18 protein-coding genes are annotated in these 17,383 nt (G+C 61.0%); 14 read left to right on the top strand and 4 right to left on the bottom strand.

Annotated features, from left to right (window positions below; translation table 11 throughout):
• Nucleotides 1–360 precede the first annotated feature (360 nt).
• Both D3M70_RS32025 and D3M70_RS17335 read left to right on the top strand, forming a co-directional pair.
• Nucleotides 361–528, top strand: a complete 168-nt coding sequence (locus D3M70_RS32025; RefSeq protein WP_165869830.1) for a hypothetical protein — start codon at nt 361–363, stop codon at nt 526–528.
• 50 nt (nt 529–578) lie between these two features.
• Complete coding sequence (locus D3M70_RS17335; RefSeq protein WP_120126948.1) at nt 579–1,733, top strand: DUF1624 domain-containing protein; 1,155 nt, start codon at nt 579–581, stop codon at nt 1,731–1,733.
• Between the two features lie 38 nt (nt 1,734–1,771).
• On the opposite strand, the gene D3M70_RS17330 is transcribed toward D3M70_RS17335, so the two are convergent.
• Nucleotides 1,772–2,923: a MalY/PatB family protein gene (locus D3M70_RS17330; protein ID WP_120126943.1), complete on the bottom strand. Its 1,152-nt coding sequence runs from the start codon at nt 2,921–2,923 to the stop codon at nt 1,772–1,774.
• Nucleotides 2,924–3,141: 218 nt separating this feature from the next.
• On the opposite strand from D3M70_RS17330, the gene D3M70_RS17325 reads away from it, so the two are divergent.
• Both D3M70_RS17325 and D3M70_RS17320 read left to right on the top strand, forming a co-directional pair.
• A complete protein-coding gene (locus tag D3M70_RS17325; RefSeq protein WP_120126942.1) occupies nt 3,142–3,759 on the top strand; it encodes a hypothetical protein in 618 nt (205 codons plus the stop codon).
• Nucleotides 3,752–4,474: a hypothetical protein gene (locus D3M70_RS17320; RefSeq protein ID WP_120126941.1), complete on the top strand. Its 723-nt coding sequence runs from the start codon at nt 3,752–3,754 to the stop codon at nt 4,472–4,474. The genes D3M70_RS17325 and D3M70_RS17320 overlap by 8 nt, the downstream gene beginning before the upstream one ends.
• A gap of 48 nt (nt 4,475–4,522) precedes the next feature.
• Here the strand turns inward: D3M70_RS17320 and D3M70_RS17315 are convergent, their stop codons facing one another.
• On the bottom strand, nt 4,523–5,680 hold the full coding sequence (locus tag D3M70_RS17315) for an aminotransferase class V-fold PLP-dependent enzyme (RefSeq protein ID WP_120126940.1): 1,158 nt from the start codon (nt 5,678–5,680) through the stop codon (nt 4,523–4,525).
• 214 nt (nt 5,681–5,894) lie between these two features.
• Between D3M70_RS17315 and D3M70_RS17310 the strand changes: the two genes are divergently transcribed.
• The 9 genes from D3M70_RS17310 to D3M70_RS17270 all read left to right on the top strand — a co-directional run bounded on the left by D3M70_RS17310 (nt 5,895) and on the right by D3M70_RS17270 (nt 13,721).
• Nucleotides 5,895–6,356: an Lrp/AsnC family transcriptional regulator gene (locus D3M70_RS17310; protein ID WP_081564353.1), complete on the top strand. Its 462-nt coding sequence runs from the start codon at nt 5,895–5,897 to the stop codon at nt 6,354–6,356.
• Between the two features lie 116 nt (nt 6,357–6,472).
• Complete coding sequence (locus tag D3M70_RS17305; protein WP_120126939.1) at nt 6,473–7,234, top strand: GntR family transcriptional regulator; 762 nt, start codon at nt 6,473–6,475, stop codon at nt 7,232–7,234.
• The gene (locus D3M70_RS17300; RefSeq protein ID WP_120126938.1) at nt 7,231–8,961 is read left to right on the top strand and encodes a fumarate reductase/succinate dehydrogenase flavoprotein subunit; all 1,731 of its coding nucleotides are present in this window, start codon (nt 7,231–7,233) and stop codon (nt 8,959–8,961) included. Before D3M70_RS17305 ends, D3M70_RS17300 begins: the two co-directional genes overlap by 4 nt.
• Before the next feature lie 35 nt (nt 8,962–8,996).
• A partial coding sequence (locus tag D3M70_RS17295; protein WP_133306490.1) for a ferredoxin family protein occupies nt 8,997–9,216 on the top strand: 220 nt, incomplete at its 5' end.
• Nucleotides 9,217–9,358: 142 nt separating this feature from the next.
• The gene (locus D3M70_RS17290) at nt 9,359–10,768 is read left to right on the top strand and encodes an ABC transporter substrate-binding protein (RefSeq protein ID WP_120126936.1); all 1,410 of its coding nucleotides are present in this window, start codon (nt 9,359–9,361) and stop codon (nt 10,766–10,768) included.
• 22 nt (nt 10,769–10,790) lie between these two features.
• Nucleotides 10,791–11,573 carry an ABC transporter permease gene (locus D3M70_RS17285; RefSeq protein WP_081564349.1) on the top strand — a complete coding sequence of 261 codons (783 nt, stop codon included), beginning with the start codon at nt 10,791–10,793 and terminating at the stop codon, nt 11,571–11,573.
• Nucleotides 11,573–12,421 carry an ABC transporter ATP-binding protein gene (locus tag D3M70_RS17280; protein ID WP_120126935.1) on the top strand — a complete coding sequence of 283 codons (849 nt, stop codon included), beginning with the start codon at nt 11,573–11,575 and terminating at the stop codon, nt 12,419–12,421. Before D3M70_RS17285 ends, D3M70_RS17280 begins: the two co-directional genes overlap by 1 nt.
• Entirely contained in the window at nt 12,418–13,389 is a 972-nt protein-coding gene (locus D3M70_RS17275) for a HEAT repeat domain-containing protein (protein WP_120126934.1), read from the top strand. Before D3M70_RS17280 ends, D3M70_RS17275 begins: the two co-directional genes overlap by 4 nt.
• Nucleotides 13,386–13,721 carry a gamma-butyrobetaine hydroxylase-like domain-containing protein gene (locus D3M70_RS17270; protein WP_120126933.1) on the top strand — a complete coding sequence of 112 codons (336 nt, stop codon included), beginning with the start codon at nt 13,386–13,388 and terminating at the stop codon, nt 13,719–13,721. The genes D3M70_RS17275 and D3M70_RS17270 overlap by 4 nt, the downstream gene beginning before the upstream one ends.
• Before the next feature lie 99 nt (nt 13,722–13,820).
• On the opposite strand, the gene pcsA is transcribed toward D3M70_RS17270, so the two are convergent.
• Nucleotides 13,821–14,540, bottom strand: coding sequence for a phosphatidylcholine synthase (pcsA, locus tag D3M70_RS17265; protein WP_120126932.1), 720 nt, complete (start codon nt 14,538–14,540; stop codon nt 13,821–13,823).
• Nucleotides 14,541–14,837: 297 nt separating this feature from the next.
• Here pcsA and D3M70_RS17260 point away from each other — a divergent pair, with 297 nt between their 5' ends.
• A complete protein-coding gene (locus tag D3M70_RS17260; RefSeq protein ID WP_375232986.1) occupies nt 14,838–15,167 on the top strand; it encodes a hypothetical protein in 330 nt (109 codons plus the stop codon).
• A gap of 85 nt (nt 15,168–15,252) precedes the next feature.
• Here D3M70_RS17260 and D3M70_RS17255 read toward each other — a convergent pair whose 3' ends face one another.
• Nucleotides 15,253–17,247: a U32 family peptidase gene (locus D3M70_RS17255; protein WP_120126931.1), complete on the bottom strand. Its 1,995-nt coding sequence runs from the start codon at nt 17,245–17,247 to the stop codon at nt 15,253–15,255.
• Nucleotides 17,248–17,383 lie beyond the last annotated feature (136 nt).

Below are 17,383 nucleotides of genomic sequence, written 5' to 3'. Positions count from 1 at the left end.
GCCGACAGATCAGGCTCCGATGCCCTCCGGGCCGGAGCAGATTGCGCGTCGGTCAGGCTGTCTGTTTTTCATGATCGTTCCCACGCTCCAGCGTGGGAATGCCTTGCAGGACGCTCTGCGTCCTCGTTGACGCGGAGCGTCAATCGCAGCGTTACCACGCGGAGCGTGGGAACGATCATGAAGCCACGCCGCCCGGCCGGACTGCTACAAGCCGTGCTTTCGGCGTCGGAGCTTAGCGTTCGAAACCGCTCCAGATGGATTTTCGTTGTCAGAATGCCTGCATTGAGTGTTATGTTATAACTCTTTGCGGCGAGCACTCTGTGTTCGCGTGGCTTTCGCGTTTCGAGAATCGATCCCTTCATGAACATTTCGCTTTCCCACGTTGCTTCTTCTGAAACTTCCCAGGCGCTGCTGCCCCACGATAGGGTCGGCATGCAAGGTATCGACACTGGAGATGACGCGGTGGCATTTGCGTCCCGCGGGTTGGCGTCCTTGCCCAAGGCCTCGGTAGAGGATCGTCTGGCGTGAGCACATCGGCACTCGAGCAAAAAACCCATTATGCGAACGAGCCGACGATCATGCCCGGCACCTCGCTCTCCCTGGGCCGGCTGCAATCGATCGACGCGTTGCGTGGCTTGATCATCGTCTTCATGCTGCTGGACCATGTTCGCGAAACCTTCTTTCTGCACCGTCAGCTGGCGGACCCGATGGATGTCAGCAGCACCAGTCTGGATCTGTTTCTCAGCCGCACGCTCGCGCATTTCTGCGCGCCATTGTTCGTGTTTCTCACCGGGCTGTCGGCCTTTCTCTATGGCGAGCGCCGCACGGGAACGGGCGAGGTCGCGGGTTTTCTGTTCAAGCGGGGTCTGATCCTGATCGCTCTGGAACTCACGCTGGTGAACTTCGCCTGGACCTTTGAGTTTCCGCCGACAGTGATTTACCTGCAGGTGATCTGGGCGATTGGCCTGAGCATGATCGCGCTGGCCGGACTTGTCGCATTGCCACGCGGGGCGCTGGCCGCCCTTGGGCTAGGGATCATTGCCGGCCACAACCTGCTGGACGATGTACATTTTGCCGCGGGATCGCTGATGCACATTCCCTGGGCAGTCCTGCATGACCGCGGCTGGATAGAGATTTGCGACACCGTGCGCCTGCGAACATCCTACCCGGTGCTGCCATGGGTCGGCGTCATCGCGCTGGGGTATGCGGCCGGCCCGTGGTTCGCAAAAAGCGCCGATCCGCGAAAACGCGAGTTGAACCTGATCGCCTCAGGCTTCGGGCTGTTGGCGCTGTTTCTGACATTGCGCGCGCTCAACGGTTATGGCGAGAAACCCTGGGTCGCTGGCGAAACCACGCTCCAGAGCGTGATGAGCATCCTCAACATCACCAAATACCCACCGTCTCTGCTTTTCATTTGCCTGACGCTGGGTTTAGGCCTGTTGCTGCTGGCCTGGATGGAGCGACGCGGCAGCGCCCGCTGGCTGAAGGTTCTGGCGACATTCGGTGCAGCGCCGATGTTCTTTTATCTGCTGCACCTGTACGCGCTCAAACTCCTGTATCTGGCCGCCGTTGCCATCTGGGGAACCAATCAGGGGCGTTACTTCGGTTTCGACTCGGTCGCAGCGTTATGGGGCGGTGCGGCGTTCCTCAGCCTGCTGCTGTTCCCGGCAGTGCGGTGGTTTGCCGACCTCAAGGCCCGACGCCGCGACATCCTTTGGCTCAAATACTTCTGATGCGCCCGCAAGCGCAGGCGGTCTGAGCCGCCGTGCTGTCAAGCGCGCTCCTGCAAACTGCGCTCCATGCGCGCCAGCGCCTCTTCGAGCATGGGGCGTGGGCAACCGAAGTTCAGGCGCACGAACTGGCTGCAACCGTCGCCGAACTCAGGGCCAGCACTGAGCGCCACCTTGGCTTCGGTGAGGAAGAATGCGTGCGGGTTCACCAGCCCCAGACCAGAGCAATCGAGCCAGGCCAGGTAAGTGCTCTGCGGCAGATTCATCGTGATGCCGGGGAAGCGGGTCTTGATGGCATCGGCCAGATAATCGCGATTGTCCTGCAGATAGACCGTCACCCGGGTCAACCACGGCGCGCCCTGGCTGTACGCTGCCTGAGTCGCTTCCATCCCCAGTGCATTGACGCTGTCGACCAGTCCCAGGCGCCCGCTGTCGAAGCGCTGGCGCAACTGGGGGTTGGCGATCACGGCGAATGCGGTTTTCATCCCGGCGATGTTCCAGGCCTTGCTGGCAGACATCAGCGTGATACTGCGCGCGGCGATTTCCGGGCTCAGGGAGGCAATCGGCGTGTGGCGACGGCCGTCGAACAGGATATCGGCGTGGATTTCGTCGGAGATGATCAGCACGTCGTTGTCGACACATGCCTGACCGATGGCGCGCAACTCTTCACGTTCGAAGACCTTGCCCAGCGGATTGTGCGGGTTACTCAGGAGCAGGGCGCGGGTGGCGGGCAGGGCGCGTTTCAGCGCTTCAATGTCGGTGGGGTACTGACCATTGGCATCGGCGTGAAAGGGCAAATCGATTCGCGGCAGCTTCCAGTGGGCGGGCGCGTGTAGCAGCGGTGCGTAGTTTGGGGTCTGGACCAGCACGCCGCTGCCAGCGGGCAGCAATGCGTTCAACGCCATGTTCACTCCCGGCTCTACGCCGGGCAGGAACACCAGCTCCTCGGGCAGCACCTGCCAGTCGTACTGTGCGGCCAGATGCGCCACCAGCGTCTTGCGCAGGCTGTCCTGAGCCACCGAATAGCCCAGCAGTGGATGCTGCAGACGTTCGGTCAATGCCTGAATGATCGGCTCGGCCACCGGGAAATCCATGTCCGCCACCCACATCGGCAACACGTCCTCGGGGTAGTGGCTCCACTTCTTGCTGCCGGTGTTCAGGCGGTGGAAGGTGCTGTTCAGGTCCATGCTCATCTCTGTCGGATTACGCTGATGGGGCGATTGTGCCAGAGTCACGGGCTGAAGTTCACGTGTGCGTTCGAGGTGAGCGCTTGTGGTTGGAGTAACCTTTTCAGGTTACTTTCATGAATGTAACCTTTTCAGGTTACTTTTATAAATGTAACCTTTTAAGGTTACTTTTTGTCATTTGGCCTATAGTAGCCGCTCTCGAAGATTTCCTGCCGGAGCTTTTCATGACCGTCAAAGCTGTGCTGACCGGGGACCTCATGCATTCCCAGTCTGTCGCCGACACCAAGGCCTACCTCGATGGCCTGAAGGCTGTGCTGGCGGCGCTCAAAAAGACCTATGGGCTGAGCATCGATACCTACCGTGGAGACGGCTTTCAGGTCGTTCTCAAAAAATCCTCCCTGGCGTTCGAATGCGCGTTGGCCATTCGCGCGGGCCTGATTGCGGCCAGTCCCGCTGGGGAACGCTGGGACGCACGGATCGCCGTCGGGGTTGGCGCCGCCACGGCCGGACGCAATTACGGCGAGGCGTTCGTGCTGTCAGGGCAGGGGCTGGACGGGATGAAGAAACTGAGCCTGGCGCTCTTCAGCCACGACGCATCCCTGCTGCGCGGCGCGGAACTGGTCACCGAATTCGTGGCCGCCATCGTCGACAAGTGGACGGTGGTCGAGGCGCAGGCCTATCACGCCCATTTGCTGGGCGTCGGCGATCAGCAGAGCATTGCCGAGAATCTGGGGAAATCCCGCGTGGCCATCAACAAGGCGTTGCAGCGCGGCCAGGCACGCCTGCTGGACCGATACCTGACCTGCACGCGGCAATGGCTGCTGGAGGTGGCGGATGCGTGATGGGTCGGTGGTGTTGCTGGTGTTGATACTGGCGAACATGCTGCTGGACTTTGGCAGGACCCAGTGGCGCGAACGACGTCGTCAGCCGTTCACCCCCTTGCAGAATGGGCTCATGGCGGTGCTTCAGGGCGCTGGGGTAGCGGCGCTGTTGTACGCCTTCAACCGTTCGGGCGTGCCAGCGTTGGTGGCCGGGATGATCTTCGCACTCTCTTGGGCGGGGATCCGCTGGCTGATGGCGAAAGTGCAGTCACCCTTTGCCTTTGTCTTGCAGTTCTTCTTGCAGGTGCTGGTGCTGGCGGTGATCTGGCTGACGGCCCAGGGGTACTGGCCTTGGGCGCTGGATTCCATCAAAGCGCTGTTCAATGCCCGCAACCTGTTGTTTCTGCTGGGGTACGTTCTAGTGCTGCGGCCTACGGGTGCGCTGATCGGTGCAGTGTTGACGCCATGGTTGGCCAGTGTCAGCAGCAAGGGATCGCTGAAGAAGGCGGGGACACTGATCGGTTATCTGGAGCGCGCCCTGATTCTGACGTTCGTGCTGCTGGATCAGTGGGGCGCTATCGGTTTCCTGCTCACTGCCAAAAGCATTCTGCGTTTCAACGACATCAAGGGCGACGAACAACGTTCTCTGAGCGAGTACGTGTTGCTCGGCACGCTGGTCAGTTTCGCGGTGAGTATCGCAGTCGGTCTGACAGTGTTGAAACTGGCAGGAAAGTAACCTCAGCAGGTTACTTTCGCCCATGTAACCCCTTAAGGTTACTTTCCATCACCAGAACGTCGTGGGCTGGCTGTTCACCCGGCCAGCGATCACTGCGATGGCTTTTTCGACGTCCTGTGGCTGGGTATAGCGCCCCAGGCTCAGGCGCAGACTGCTGCCGGCCTGTGCCTGAGTCAGTCCGAGCGCCAGCAATACATGGGAAACGGCGCTGCTGGCGGAGTTGCACGCGGACGTCGAGGAGACGGCCAGCTCACTGGAGAGGCTCATGACGTTGAAACCGGGGCTGTCGACGCAGATGTTCAGCGTGTGCGGGATGCGTTGCAGAGGATCGCCGTTGAGTGTCACCCCCGGCAGTTGCAGCAGGCCGTCACGCAGCTGTGCTGACAACTCGCCGATACGCTGGACTTCTTCCGCCATTTCGGCGCTGGCCAGGGCATAAGCAGCACCCATCCCAACGATCTGGTGCGTAGCCAGTGTGCCGGAACGATAACCCTGTTCATGCCCGCCGCCGTGAATCTGCGCCTCCAGCAACGGACGGGCGCGTTCCCCTACATACAGCGCGCCGATGCCTTTCGGGCCATAGGTCTTGTGCGCCGAAAAGGACATCAGGTCCACGGCCAGAGACGTGAGATCGATGTCCAGTTTTCCCGCGCCCTGGGCGGCGTCGACGTGAAAAATGGCCCCATGCTCCCGGACCATCTGGCCGATGGCGGCGATATCGGTGACCGTGCCCAGCTCATTGTTGACCAGCATCAGCGACACCAGCAGCGTGTCGTCGCGCAATACCTGACGCACGGCGCCGGGCTGAATCAGGCCCTGGCTGTCGGGTTCGAGCCAGGTCACCGGATAACCGGCCTGCTCCAGTTGACGCACGGTGTCGACGACGGCCTTGTGTTCGATACGGCTGGTGATCAGGTGACGGCGCGGGCCCTTGGTACTCAGCGCGATACCCTTGATGGCGAGGTTGTTGGATTCGGTAGCGCCTGAGGTCCAGATCACCGATTCGGCGTCGCTGCCGATCAGTTCGGCGACCTGACGCCGGGCCAGTTCGACGGCCTGACGTGCCTGATTACCATAAGTGTGAGAGCTGGAAGCGGGGTTGCCAAAGGTGCCTTCGCGGCCCAGACACGTGACCATGGTCTGTATGACGCGATCATCGACCGGTGTTGTGGCTGCGTAATCGAAGTAACAAGGAAGTGTGCTCATCGGGGGAGAAATCCGCGCTGTCCGTAATGCTGGAAATACTACCGGCGTGAAGGTGAAAAAAAATTGATATGTGAACGTTGATTTGTCTCATGGTTAGATTATTTTCCGCACTTAAGCTCGCTCAGGAGAATATGATTTCGCGCTTAGCAAAATATGGCCTATCTTTATCGCCTCAAGGCATATCACCTGCATTCCAGAACCAGAGCGGCACCGTATGGACAAGTTCGACCAGGCAATCCTCGGCATTCTGCAAAACGACTGCACCCGGCCCATCGCCGAAATCGCCGACAGCATCGGCCTGGGCAGCACGGCCTGCTGGCGCCGGGTTCAGAAACTCGAAGAGCAGGGCATGATTCGCGGCCGTGTGGCCTTGCTCGATCCGGCGCAGTTGAACGTCTCGGTGACGGTATTCGCGGCGATTCGGACCAATCAGCACAACGCGCAGTGGCTGGGGCGGTTTCATGACCTGATCGCGACCTTGCCCGAAGTGGTCGAGTGCTATCGCATGGCGGGGGATACCGACTACATGCTGCGCATCGTGGTCCCGGACATCGCCGGGTACGACGCGGTGTACAAGAAACTGATCCAGCTCTCGGGGATCACCGACATCAGTTCGAGCTTTGCCATGGAGCAGATCAAATCCACCACGCAGTTGCCTTTGGGTTACGTGGGCTGATGATGCAGGTTGAGGCGCCTGCCATTGCGCACTAACCATATATCCAAACGGTATTTCCAGAGGCCTGCTTAAGCTGTTTAAGATCACGTCATAACTCGTTATGACAAGTGATGCCAATGACGGATTCAACCACGACTTTATCCCCTGTTTCCAGCGTGCCACTGCACAGTCAGCTGCGTGATCTGCTGCGCGGGCGAATTCTCGATGGCGAATACGCGCCGGACAGCCAGATGCCTTCGGAAAGCGAGCTGGGCGCGATGTTCAAGGTCAGTCGGATCACGGTGCGCCAGGCACTGGGCGATCTGCAGAAGGAAGGGCTGATCTTCAAGATCCACGGCAAAGGCACCTTCGTCTCCAAGCCCAAGGCGTTCCAGAACGTCAGCACCCTGCAAGGCCTGGCCGAATCCATGACCGGTCGCGGCTACGAGGTGATCAACCGTCTGCGCAGCTTTCGCTTCGTCCCCGCCGACAAACTGGTGGCCGAGCGCTTGAACGTCGCCGAAGGCGAGACGGTCACCCAGATCAGGCGGGTACGGCTGATCAATCGTGAACCGGTGTCCCTTGAAATGACCTGGCTGCCGAAGCATCTGGGCGAGCGACTGGAAAACGCCGACCTGGTCACCCGCGACATCTTTCTGATTCTGGAAAACGACTGCGGCCTGACATTGGGCCACGCTGACCTGGCCATCGACGCAGTGCTGGCGGACAGCGACCTGACCCAGGCGCTGGAGGTCGAAACCGGCTCGCCGATCATGCGCATCGAGCGCCTTACCCACACCGCCGACGGCCAGCCGGTGGACTTTGAACATCTTTATTACCGAGGCGATGCATTCCAGTACCGCCTGCGAATCGACCGTCACCGAGAGGCTCAGTCATGACGCGCCAAGTGCTTGAACAGGAATATGACATCGTGGTGATCGGCGGCGGCACGGCCGGCCCGATGGCGGCGATCAAGGCCAAGGAACGCAACCGCGATCTGCGCGTGCTGTTGATCGACAAAGCCAACGTCAAACGCAGCGGCGCGATCAGCATGGGCATGGACGGCCTCAATAATGCGGTCATTCCCGGGCATGCCACGCCGGAGCAGTACACCAAGGAAATCACTATCGCCAACGACGGCATCGTCAATCAGGCCGCGGTGTATGCCTACGCCACCCACAGTTTCGAAACCATCGAACAACTGGACCGCTGGGGCGTGAAGTTCGAGAAGGATGAAACCGGCGATTACGCGGTGAAGAAAGTCCACCACATGGGCGCCTATGTATTGCCGATGCCCGAAGGCCACGACATCAAGAAGGTGCTGTACCGCCAGCTTAAGCGGGCGAGGGTGACCATCACCAACCGCGTGGTCTGCACTCGGCTGCTGACCGACGCCGAGGGCGCGGTGAATGGCGTCATGGGCTTCGATTGCCGCACCGCCGACTTCCATGTGATCAAGGCCAAGGCGGTGATTCTCTGCTGCGGCGCTGCCGGACGCCTGGGCTTGCCGTCGTCGGGTTACCTGATGGGCACCTACGAAAACCCGACCAACGCTGGCGACGGCTACGCCATGGCGTATCACGCAGGGGCTGAGCTTGCGAATCTGGAGTGCTTCCAGATCAACCCGCTGATCAAGGACTACAACGGCCCGGCCTGCGCCTATGTGACCGGACCGCTGGGCGGCTACACGGCCAACAACAAGGGCGAACGCTTCATCGAGTGCGACTACTGGAGCGGGCAGATGATGTGGGAGTTCCACCAGGAACTGGAAAGCGGCAACGGCCCGGTGTTCCTCAAGCTCGATCACCTGGCCGAAGAGACGATCCAGAACATCGAGGAGATTCTGCACAGCAACGAGCGCCCCAGTCGCGGCCAGTTCCACGCCAATCGCGGCACCGACTATCGCAGCCAGATGGTGGAGATGCACATCTCGGAAATCGGCTTCTGCAGCGGGCATTCGGCGTCGGGGGTCTGGGTCAACGAGCGCGCCGAGACGTCGGTCAAGGGCTTGTACTCGGCGGGCGACATGGCGGCCGTGCCGCACAACTACATGCTCGGCGCGTTTACCTATGGCTGGTTCGCAGGCAATAACGCGGCGGACTATGTCGCCGAACGAGGGTTTACCGAGGTCGATCCCGGCCAACTGGAACGCGAGCAAGCGCGGGTCTATGCACCGCTGGACCGCGAACACGGCCTGCCGCCCGCGCAGGTCGAATACAAGCTGCGGCGGTTCGTCAACGATTACCTGCAACCGCCCAAAGTGACGAAAAAGATGCAGATCGGCCTGCAGCGTTTCAGCGACATCGAGCGCGATCTCGATCAACTCAAGGCCAGCAATGCCCATGAATTGATGCGCGCCATGGAAGTCAGCGTGATTCGCGACTGCGCGGAAATGGCCGCTCGCGCCTCGCTTTATCGCACCGAAAGCCGCTGGGGCCTGTATCACCATCGCGTCGATCATCCGCTGCGCAACGACCGCGACTGGTTCTGCCATACCCACCTGAAAAAGGGCGATGACGGCAGCATGGTCAGCCTCAAGAAACCGGTCGAGCCCTATATCGTGGCGCTGGACGCCGAGGAAATGCTCGCCTATGACCGCCTGCGCGTGGGGGCCGATGCCGCCTGAAAACCCTTGAAACCTTGCCCAGACAGAGAGCGCGNCTTCCGATCCAACGCCCCGGTCACCGTGGACGAGGACAAGTGCATCGCCGAGAAAGGCTGCACCGTGTGCGTCGACGTCTGCCCCATGGACCTGCTGGCGATCAATCCCGCAACCCAGAAAGCCTATATGGCGTTCGACGAATGCTGGTATTGCATGCCCTGCGAAAAGGACTGCCCGACCGGTGCGGTCAAGGTCGAGATTCCGTACCTGCTGCGCTGAAACTCGATTCGTTGCGCAATCTGTGACCACCCAAAAGCCATCCGTGAACAGCGGACGCCGATTCGCCTGAAACCCCTCGTTTCCCACCACGCCAGATCGTGGCGGAGACGACTTCCTGCAAATGATTCGAGGGGATACATCCATGTTATTGCGTGCCACTCTGGCCGGCTTCGTGCTGGCTTCATTGACCCTGTCGGTACAGGCGCAAACCATCCGCATCGCCATCGGTACCCAGGACACCACCATCAACTGCGCCGCTGGCGGCCTGCTCATTCGTGAGCTGGGCTTGCTGGACAAATACCTGCCTCACGACGGCAAGTACAAGGATGCGCAATACCAGATCGAGTGGAAGAACTTCACCAGTGGCGCGCCGCTGACCAATGAAATGGTCGCGGGCAAGCTAGATTTCGGCGCCATGGCCGACTTCCCCGGCGCCTTCAATGGCGTAGCCTTCGAGACTGCGGGCAAGCACAGTCTGTTCATCAGCGTGCTGTCGGGCAATATCAAGGGCAGCGGCAATGGCATCGTGGTGCCGACCGCCTCCAGCGCGCAATCGCTGGCCGACCTCAAGGGCAAGACCATTTCCGTACCGTTCGCTTCTACGGCCCACGGGATGTTGTTGCGTGCAGTCGCGGCGCAGGGCTGGGACCCGCTCAAAGACGTCAACATCATCGCCCAGGCCCCGGAAGTCGCAGGCTCCGCGTTGCAGGCTGACAAGATCGACGCCCATGCCGACTTCGTGCCCTTTGGCGAGCTGTTTCCGAACCGAGGGTTCGCTCGCAAGATCTACGATGGCTCGCAATCCAATAGCCCGACGTTCCACGGCGCACTGGTCGACGAAAGCTACGCGAAGAAATACCCGGAAGTGGTTGTCGCTTACTTGCGCGCAGGCATCGAAGCCAATCAACTGCTGGCCGCAGAGCCCGAGAAATACAGCGAGCTGATCGAAAAAGTCACCGGCATCGAGGCCGAGGTCAATTACCTGTTCCATGGCCCGCTGGGTCTGCAGACCCGTGATCAGACCTGGAAGCCGGAATATCGCCAGGCCGTGGGCACCGCCATCGACACCCTCAAACTGCTGAAAAAGGCCGATCGCGGCCTTGATCTGAACACCTTCATCGACGATCAGTACATCCGCGCCGCTTACAAGGCATCGGGCCTGGACTACTCCGCGCAACTGGCGAATTACGCCCAGACACCGCTCAAAGCCAACGACGCGCTGACCGGCAAGCCCATCACCGACTTTGCCCGTGTGGCAGAAATCTGGGTCAAGGGTGAGCCGAAAGTCCGTCATTACGCCTCACCAGAGTCAGCGTTCACGGCGCTGGAAGCGTTGAACAAGGAAGGCAAGGCCGTGCGCGCGGTCTACGCCCAGGCTGAGGACAGCGGCATCAAGCTGTTGGCGAATCAGGCCTGGTTTGCCAGCGATGCCAAAGGACGGTTGAGCGCGTTCCTGCTCAAGGGGCAGGCGCAGCAATTCGCCGAGACTCAGGGCGGCAAGGTGCTGGACTTCAACGACGCCAGCGCTCAAGCCGCTGTGGCCAGCCGCTAAACGCAAGACGGAGAGCACGATAATGCCCAATCCTGCACTGCGCTGGTTGCCAAGAGCGGCGTCCTTGCTGTTGTGTTTGCTGTTCTGGCAATTGGCGGCGAGCAATCACTGGAACCTCTGGCTGGTGACATTCAGCAATGTGCCGACGCCCTACGCGGTGATACAGGCCGCCGTAGGGCTGGTGGACTCCGGAAGATTGATGCAGCACTTGAGCGCCAGCCTGAGCCGCGTGTTTGCGGGTTATGCGGCGGCGTTGCTGGTCGGTGTGGGGCTGGGCGTGGTCATCGGTCGTTCGCGCTGGGCCGAGGACCTGCTGTTGCCACCGCTGGAAGTATTGCGACCGATACCGGCAGTGGCGTGGATTCCACTGGCGATCCTGATGTTCCCGTCGTCGGAACTGTCCATGGTGTTCATCACCTTCACCGGTGCGTTGTTTCCGATTCTGCTCAACACCGTGCATGGCGTGGAAGGCGTCGACCCAAGGCTGATCGCGTCGGCTAAAAGCCTGGGAGCAGGGCGCCACGCCATCTTGCTGGAAGTCATTTTGCCGGGGGCGGCGCCCAGCATCATCACTGGCCTTGCGATTGGCATGGGCACTTCGTGGTTTTGTCTGGTGACCGCGGAAATGATCTCCGGACAGTTCGGCATCGGTTATTACACCTGGGAGTCGTACACCATCCAGAACTACGCCGACATCGTTGTCGGCATGCTGCTGATCGGCCTGTTGGGCATGGGCAGCAGCCTGCTGATCAAGCGCCTCGGCCACCTGTTCACGCCTTGGCATCGACCACGAGGGAAAGCCTGATGAATGCCGCTACCCACCCGGCCGGCCGCGTCGACATACGCGGCCTGTCGATCATCCTCGGCGAGAAGCACACCGCGTTCGAGGCCGTACAAAAGATCGACTGCCAGATAGAACCGGGGCAGTTCGTCTGCATCCTGGGCCCGTCCGGCTGCGGCAAGTCGACCTTGCTCGGCGCACTGGCCGGGCACTTGCAACCGGCGCAGGGCAGCCTCGATGTCGACGGTGTGCCTGTTCATGGCCCGTCGCCGCAACGGGGCATGGTGTTTCAGCAACACACGTTGTTCCCCTGGCGCACGGTTAGGGAGAACGTCGCCTTCGGTTTGAAAATGAACGGCACCGGCAAGGCCGAACGACTGGCCGCCGCCGATGACATGCTCGCGCTGGTAGGGCTGGAGGCGTTTGCCGGTCACTGGCCGAATCAGCTGTCAGGTGGCATGCAGCAGCGGGTGGAGATTGCCCGCGTGCTGATAAATCGTCCCCGTTTGTTGCTGATGGACGAACCCTTTGGCGCGCTGGATGCGCTGACCCGCATGAAAATGCAGGCGCTGTTGCTGGACATCTGGACGAGGATTCGCACCACCGTGGTGTTCGTCACCCATGACATCGACGAAGCACTGTTTCTCGCCGACCGGATTCTGGTGATGAGTTCGCGGCCGGGTCGCTTCATCGAAGACCTGCACCTGGACTTCCCCCGCCCGCGAAGCACCGAACTGGTGACAAGCCCGGCGTTCTCCCGCCTGAAGCGCCATTGCCTTGAACTGCTGCATCACGAGGATGGCCGGCAACTGCCGCGCCTCAATCCCCTCGGGCTTCCCAACGACCACGACAGACTGCGACTGGCCCTATGACCGACCTCAATAGCTACTTTGAAACCATCGACCATCAAGACATCCGGGCGCTTGGGCCTCGACTGCAAAATGACGACGCCGGGGTGCGTCGCATCGCCCTGATCGAACTGGCCGACCTTGAAGAGCCCGAGGGGCTGGACTGGTTGATCGATCGTCTGGCCGCTGACCCGGCAGAGGACGTGCGCGCCCAGGCTGCGGTTTTGCTTGAGGCCTGGGAAGAGCCTGAAGTGGTGCAGGCGTTGTGCGAAGCGCTGACCGACCCTCAGGCCTCGGTGCGTGACGCTGCGGCGCAAAGCCTGAGCGTGCTGAAAACAAGCGAGGCGGGCAGGGTGATTTTGCCATGGACCGCTCATGCCCTGACCAGCGTACGCATCGCCGCATTCCGGGCCTTGCGTGAGTTGCGTCTGGAAGAGGCAGCGCCAGCCGCGCTGTTGGCGTTGACCGACGAAGACGCCAGCGTACGGCGCGAAGCCGTGGGCGTACTGGGTTGGTTGAAGCAAACCCAGGCCCTGGAGACCCTGGCGGCCCTGGCCAGTCATGACCCCGACACCGACGTGCGCCGCGCCGCGACCGGCGCCCTTGGCCTGGCGAACGGCGCTGAAGTCTTGCCCGCGTTGCGCACAGCACTGCGGGATGAGGCCTGGCAAGTGCGCGAAGAGGCGGCCACGACGTTGGGCAAGGTCGGGCATCAGGATGCAGGTGCCGCCTTGATCGAGGCGCTGGCGGACCAATACTGGCAAGTGCGTCTGCGCGCCACCCGCAGCCTCGGTCGCCTGCGGCATCAGCCCGCGCTCTGGTCGCTGGTCGAAACCTTGACCCACAGCATCAGCAACCTGCGCAAGGAAGCAGCCTTGGCGCTGGGTGAATTGGGCGACAGCCGCGCCCGACCTGCGTTGCTGCAACTGGAGCACGACGGTGATCCGGAAGTGCGCAAGGCCGTGCGCATCGCGTTGGGGCAACTGCCATGATGGCGGCGCCGCGTTCTATCGGAAACTCCCGGGACCGACAATTGCTGCGCCTGAGCTGGCAGGACGGCAGTGAGCAGCACATCGGTCATGTTCAGCTCAGGCAACTTTGCCCGTGCTCCCAGTGCCGCGCGTTTCGGCTGCGGGGCATGAAGCCCGTGGTCGCCGACTCGATTCGCTTGCTGGAGGTTCACGCTCAGGGTTACGGGCTGCAGCTGGTGTTCAGCGACGGGCATCAACGAGGGATCTATCCCTGGGCGTATCTGGCGCAGCTTGGGGCAGAGCGGACCGGCAACCGTCCAGATACCCCGAGACAGGTTCGCTGCCACAGTTGATCCACGTGATCCAGTTGATCCTGCCGAGAAGGTATCAGGCATAAAAAAAGCAGCCGTTCGATGGGCTGCTTTTTTGTTTTCAAGGAGATCAGACGCGAATCAGAACCGCGCCTTGTCGATCCACTCAAGCGACGTGCGCCAGATACAGATGCCCAAAAAGTAGGCCGACATCGCCAACCACACGCTCAGCACCCACGAACCGTTGTAGGGGTGGTTGATCACCAGCAGGAAACTGCACAGGAACCAGACACTGGTCACGGCAATGTTGATTGGCATGAAGCGGCGCACACGGAACGGGTGCAGGAACTTCATGCGCGTCACGGTCAACAGGGCCAGACAGATCACAGTGATGAAGGTCAGCCACGGCGCGGGCGACAGGATATAAACGCAAAGCGCCACCACGTTCCAGGCCGCGGGAAAGCCCTGGAAGTAGTTGTCCTTGCTTTTCATCTCGGTATTGCAGAAGCAGAACAGCGACGACACCAGAATGATCGAGGTGGTCAGCAGCAGCGTGTATTCAGGCAGCGGAATGTAGCGATAGATGAACAGGGCAGGGATGAACACGTAGGTGAGGTAATCGATCACCAGGTCCAGTACCGAACCGTCGAAATGCGGCAGCACCGACTGCACGTTGACCTTGCGCGCGAGCGAGCCGTCTACCCCGTCCACGATCAAAGCGATGCCCAGCCAGAGCAGGCAGGCCTTGGGTTGATTGTCGAACAGGGCAATGGTCGCCAGGAAGGCGAGGACGACGCCTGTGGCGGTAAAACCATGGGCGCCCCATGCTTTCAGCCAGGCGATACGTTGAACAGGGATCATGGACGGTCCTTCTGGAAATAAAGCTGGCCGGATCGACGGAACGGAGCAGTCACCGACAGACCTGACCAGAGGTGCAACTACTGACCGGTCATCGGTCAATAAGGTTCACCCTCAACTCCTACACGGTAGCAGGCGGCGCCAGCTTTCGTTACTGAATTGTCACATGGCCGGCCCGGTTTCCAGGGATCTTGCATGTCACTGGTCGGCTACCGGGCAAAAGAGGCAAATTGCTGGCCCCGGTCTTGTTTGTCAATGGGCAGAATCTTCGACCTATCAGTCAGTTAGGCAAGGATCTGCATGCAAAAACTCAGGATGGTTCTGGCGTTCTGTGCCTTGGTGGGCGCGTCTTTCAACACGTTTGCACGGGATCTGAACAAGAATGAACGGGATTTATGCACCTGGGGCGCCGGAGTTGCCGCCGCGGCGCAGCAGTACAAACTCTCCGGTCTGACGTTGTACGGCGCTCGGAACAAGATGCAGGGCCGGCACTTTCCACAGCAATGGATGCGGATGAGCGCTTTGGGCATTACCGAACAGACTTACGACAGTCCGTCGCGGCTGCGTCCCGAGGGCGTCAGGCAGGTCTATTACGAGGGCTGCACCCGGCACGAACTGGCCCGGCGCTGAAGCCGCAGTCTTGATTGGCGCAGATTGAGAGGTCGGAAGGTCCGAGGCAGATCGAGCGCGCCGTTACGGCGCGCTCGAGATCCACTCAATGCGGGGCGCGGGGAATGGTCTTGAGCAGGTCGGCAGGGCTGATATGCCCAACGACTGGCGCGCTGCCCGGTTGCGGCAAGTTGAGGATGTGGCCCTTCATCTTGCCGATGATGTGCATCTCGCACGGCTTGCAGTCGAATTTCAGGGTCAGCACTTCATCGCCGTGGATGAGTTGCATCGGTGCGACCTTGGTGCGCACGCCGGTCACGCCTTTGGCCTGTTTCGGGCACAGGTTGAAGGAGAATCGCAGGCAGTGCTTGGTGATCATCACCGGCACTTCACCCGGCTCTTCGTGAGCCTCGTAGGCGGCGTCGATCAGCTTGACGCCATGACGGTGGTAGAAGTCGCGGGCCTTCTGGTTGTAAACGTTGGCCAGGAACGACAGGTGCGCTTCCGGGTACACCGGCGGCGGGCTGGTTTCGGCCTTGCGACCGCCTCGCGGGTGGGCGGCGACACGTGCGGCGGTCAGGGCTTCGATGACTTCACGGCGCAGGGCCTTGAGCTGCGAATTGGGGATGAAGAACGCGTGAGGCGCATCGAGTTTGATGTCGGTCGCGTGGTATTGGGTGGTGCCCAGTTGACCCAGCAGATCGCGCAATTGATCGAGTGCCTGCTCCGGTTTGTTCGCAGCACCGAACGGGCCATCCAGCGTCACGCTGGCGCTGATGCCTTCTTCGCTGGTGACGGTCAGCTCCAGAACGTCTTCGCGCAGACGCGCCTGCCACGACACACCGATGCGACGCTCGGCCGAGGTCTTCTGCAAGGCCTGCTGCCAGTTGTGGTCCAGATTGCGGTTGAGCGGGTGGTTGGGACGCGCCTTGTAGAGGTCAGCCGGCATCTCGTTGGGCTCGACGCGGTAGCGATAACGCTTTTCGCCCTCTTCTTCGAATTCGCCTTTGGGTTCGGCGATGTTGGCGCGGAAACCCACGACTTCGCGCTTGATCTGCACATTGAGTCCGTCGCCGTTGGACAGCGGCTCGTGGGTGACGACCTGCAGGTCGCGCTTGCCGACTTTCTCGACGATGCCCACCGGCAGACCGGTGAAGGTCGGGGTGTCGAAGGCGCCGATGTCGATCTTGCGATCGGTCACGAAGTAATCGGTGCTACCACGGTGGAAGGTCTTTTCCGGGTCGGGCAGGAAGAAGTGCGCGGTGCGGCCGCTGGAGGCGCGGGCCAGGTCAGGGCGATCTTCAAGCACGTCGTCCAGACGCTGACGGTAATAGGCCGTGATGTTTTTCACGTAGCCCATGTCCTTGTAGCGGCCTTCGATCTTGAACGAGCGCACACCCGCCTCGACCAGGGCCCGGATGTTGGCGCTCTGGTTGTTGTCTTTCATCGACAACAGGTGTTTTTCGAAGGCGACGACGCGGCCCTGATCGTCTTTCAACGTATAAGGCAGGCGGCAGGCCTGAGAGCAGTCGCCACGGTTGGCACTGCGCCCCGTTTGCGCGTGAGAAATGTTGCACTGGCCCGAGAAAGCCACGCACAGCGCGCCGTGGATGAAGAACTCGATGGCGGCATCGGTTTCATCGGCGATGGCGCGGATCTCTTGCAGATTGAGTTCGCGGGCCAGGACCAGTTGGGAGAAGCCGGCCTGATCAAGGAACCTGGCCCGTTCGAGCGTGCGAATGTCGGTCTGGGTGCTGGCGTGCAGCTCGATTGGCGGGATGTCCAGTTCCATGACGCCCAGATCCTGAACGATCAGCGCATCGACGCCGGCATCGTACAACTCGTGGATCAGCGTGCGTGCCGGCTCCAGTTCGTTGTCGTGCAGGATGGTATTGATCGTGGTGAACACCCGCGCGTGATAGCGGTGGGCGAACTCCACCAGCTCGGCGATTTCACCGACTTCGTTGCTGGCGTTGTGGCGTGCGCCGAAACTCGGGCCGCCGATATAGATGGCGTCAGCGCCGTGCAGAATGGCCTCGCGGGCGATGGCGACATCGCGCGCGGGGCTGAGCAATTCGAGATGATGCTTGGGTAAGGACATGTTTTTTTAGTCGGATCGTCACGGTCAAGTCGCGCATTGTAGCGGCGAAACGCCCGACCGGCATCCATGTACTGCCAGGTGGCAATAAACAGGCCCGTGCGGTGGGGATCTCAAGAATCCCACCGCCGGCAAGCCG

Origin of the sequence: Pseudomonas sp. LS-2 (assembly GCF_003605735.1) — a bacterium.
In the GTDB taxonomy this organism is placed as follows: domain Bacteria; phylum Pseudomonadota; class Gammaproteobacteria; order Pseudomonadales; family Pseudomonadaceae; genus Aquipseudomonas.
This window is presented reverse-complemented; position numbering and strand designations above follow the sequence as displayed.

Excerpts from the sequence above, each read along its gene's own strand:
- D3M70_RS32025 (WP_165869830.1), top strand. The coding sequence starts at position 361 with ATGAACATTTCGCTTTCCCACGTTGCTTCTTCTGAAACTTCCCAGGCG.
- D3M70_RS17335 (WP_120126948.1), top strand. The coding sequence starts at position 579 with ATGCCCGGCACCTCGCTCTCCCTGGGCCGGCTGCAATCGATCGACGCG.
- D3M70_RS17330 (WP_120126943.1), bottom strand. The coding sequence starts at position 2,923 with ATGAGCATGGACCTGAACAGCACCTTCCACCGCCTGAACACCGGCAGC.
- D3M70_RS17325 (WP_120126942.1), top strand. The coding sequence starts at position 3,142 with ATGACCGTCAAAGCTGTGCTGACCGGGGACCTCATGCATTCCCAGTCT.
- D3M70_RS17320 (WP_120126941.1), top strand. The coding sequence starts at position 3,752 with ATGCGTGATGGGTCGGTGGTGTTGCTGGTGTTGATACTGGCGAACATG.
- D3M70_RS17315 (WP_120126940.1), bottom strand. The coding sequence starts at position 5,680 with ATGAGCACACTTCCTTGTTACTTCGATTACGCAGCCACAACACCGGTC.
- D3M70_RS17310 (WP_081564353.1), top strand. The coding sequence starts at position 5,895 with ATGGACAAGTTCGACCAGGCAATCCTCGGCATTCTGCAAAACGACTGC.
- D3M70_RS17305 (WP_120126939.1), top strand. The coding sequence starts at position 6,473 with ATGACGGATTCAACCACGACTTTATCCCCTGTTTCCAGCGTGCCACTG.
- D3M70_RS17300 (WP_120126938.1), top strand. The coding sequence starts at position 7,231 with ATGACGCGCCAAGTGCTTGAACAGGAATATGACATCGTGGTGATCGGC.
- D3M70_RS17290 (WP_120126936.1), top strand. The coding sequence starts at position 9,359 with ATGTTATTGCGTGCCACTCTGGCCGGCTTCGTGCTGGCTTCATTGACC.
- D3M70_RS17285 (WP_081564349.1), top strand. The coding sequence starts at position 10,791 with ATGCCCAATCCTGCACTGCGCTGGTTGCCAAGAGCGGCGTCCTTGCTG.
- D3M70_RS17280 (WP_120126935.1), top strand. The coding sequence starts at position 11,573 with ATGAATGCCGCTACCCACCCGGCCGGCCGCGTCGACATACGCGGCCTG.
- D3M70_RS17275 (WP_120126934.1), top strand. The coding sequence starts at position 12,418 with ATGACCGACCTCAATAGCTACTTTGAAACCATCGACCATCAAGACATC.
- D3M70_RS17270 (WP_120126933.1), top strand. The coding sequence starts at position 13,386 with ATGATGGCGGCGCCGCGTTCTATCGGAAACTCCCGGGACCGACAATTG.
- pcsA (WP_120126932.1), bottom strand. The coding sequence starts at position 14,540 with ATGATCCCTGTTCAACGTATCGCCTGGCTGAAAGCATGGGGCGCCCAT.
- D3M70_RS17260 (WP_375232986.1), top strand. The coding sequence starts at position 14,838 with ATGCAAAAACTCAGGATGGTTCTGGCGTTCTGTGCCTTGGTGGGCGCG.
- D3M70_RS17255 (WP_120126931.1), bottom strand. The coding sequence starts at position 17,247 with ATGTCCTTACCCAAGCATCATCTCGAATTGCTCAGCCCCGCGCGCGAT.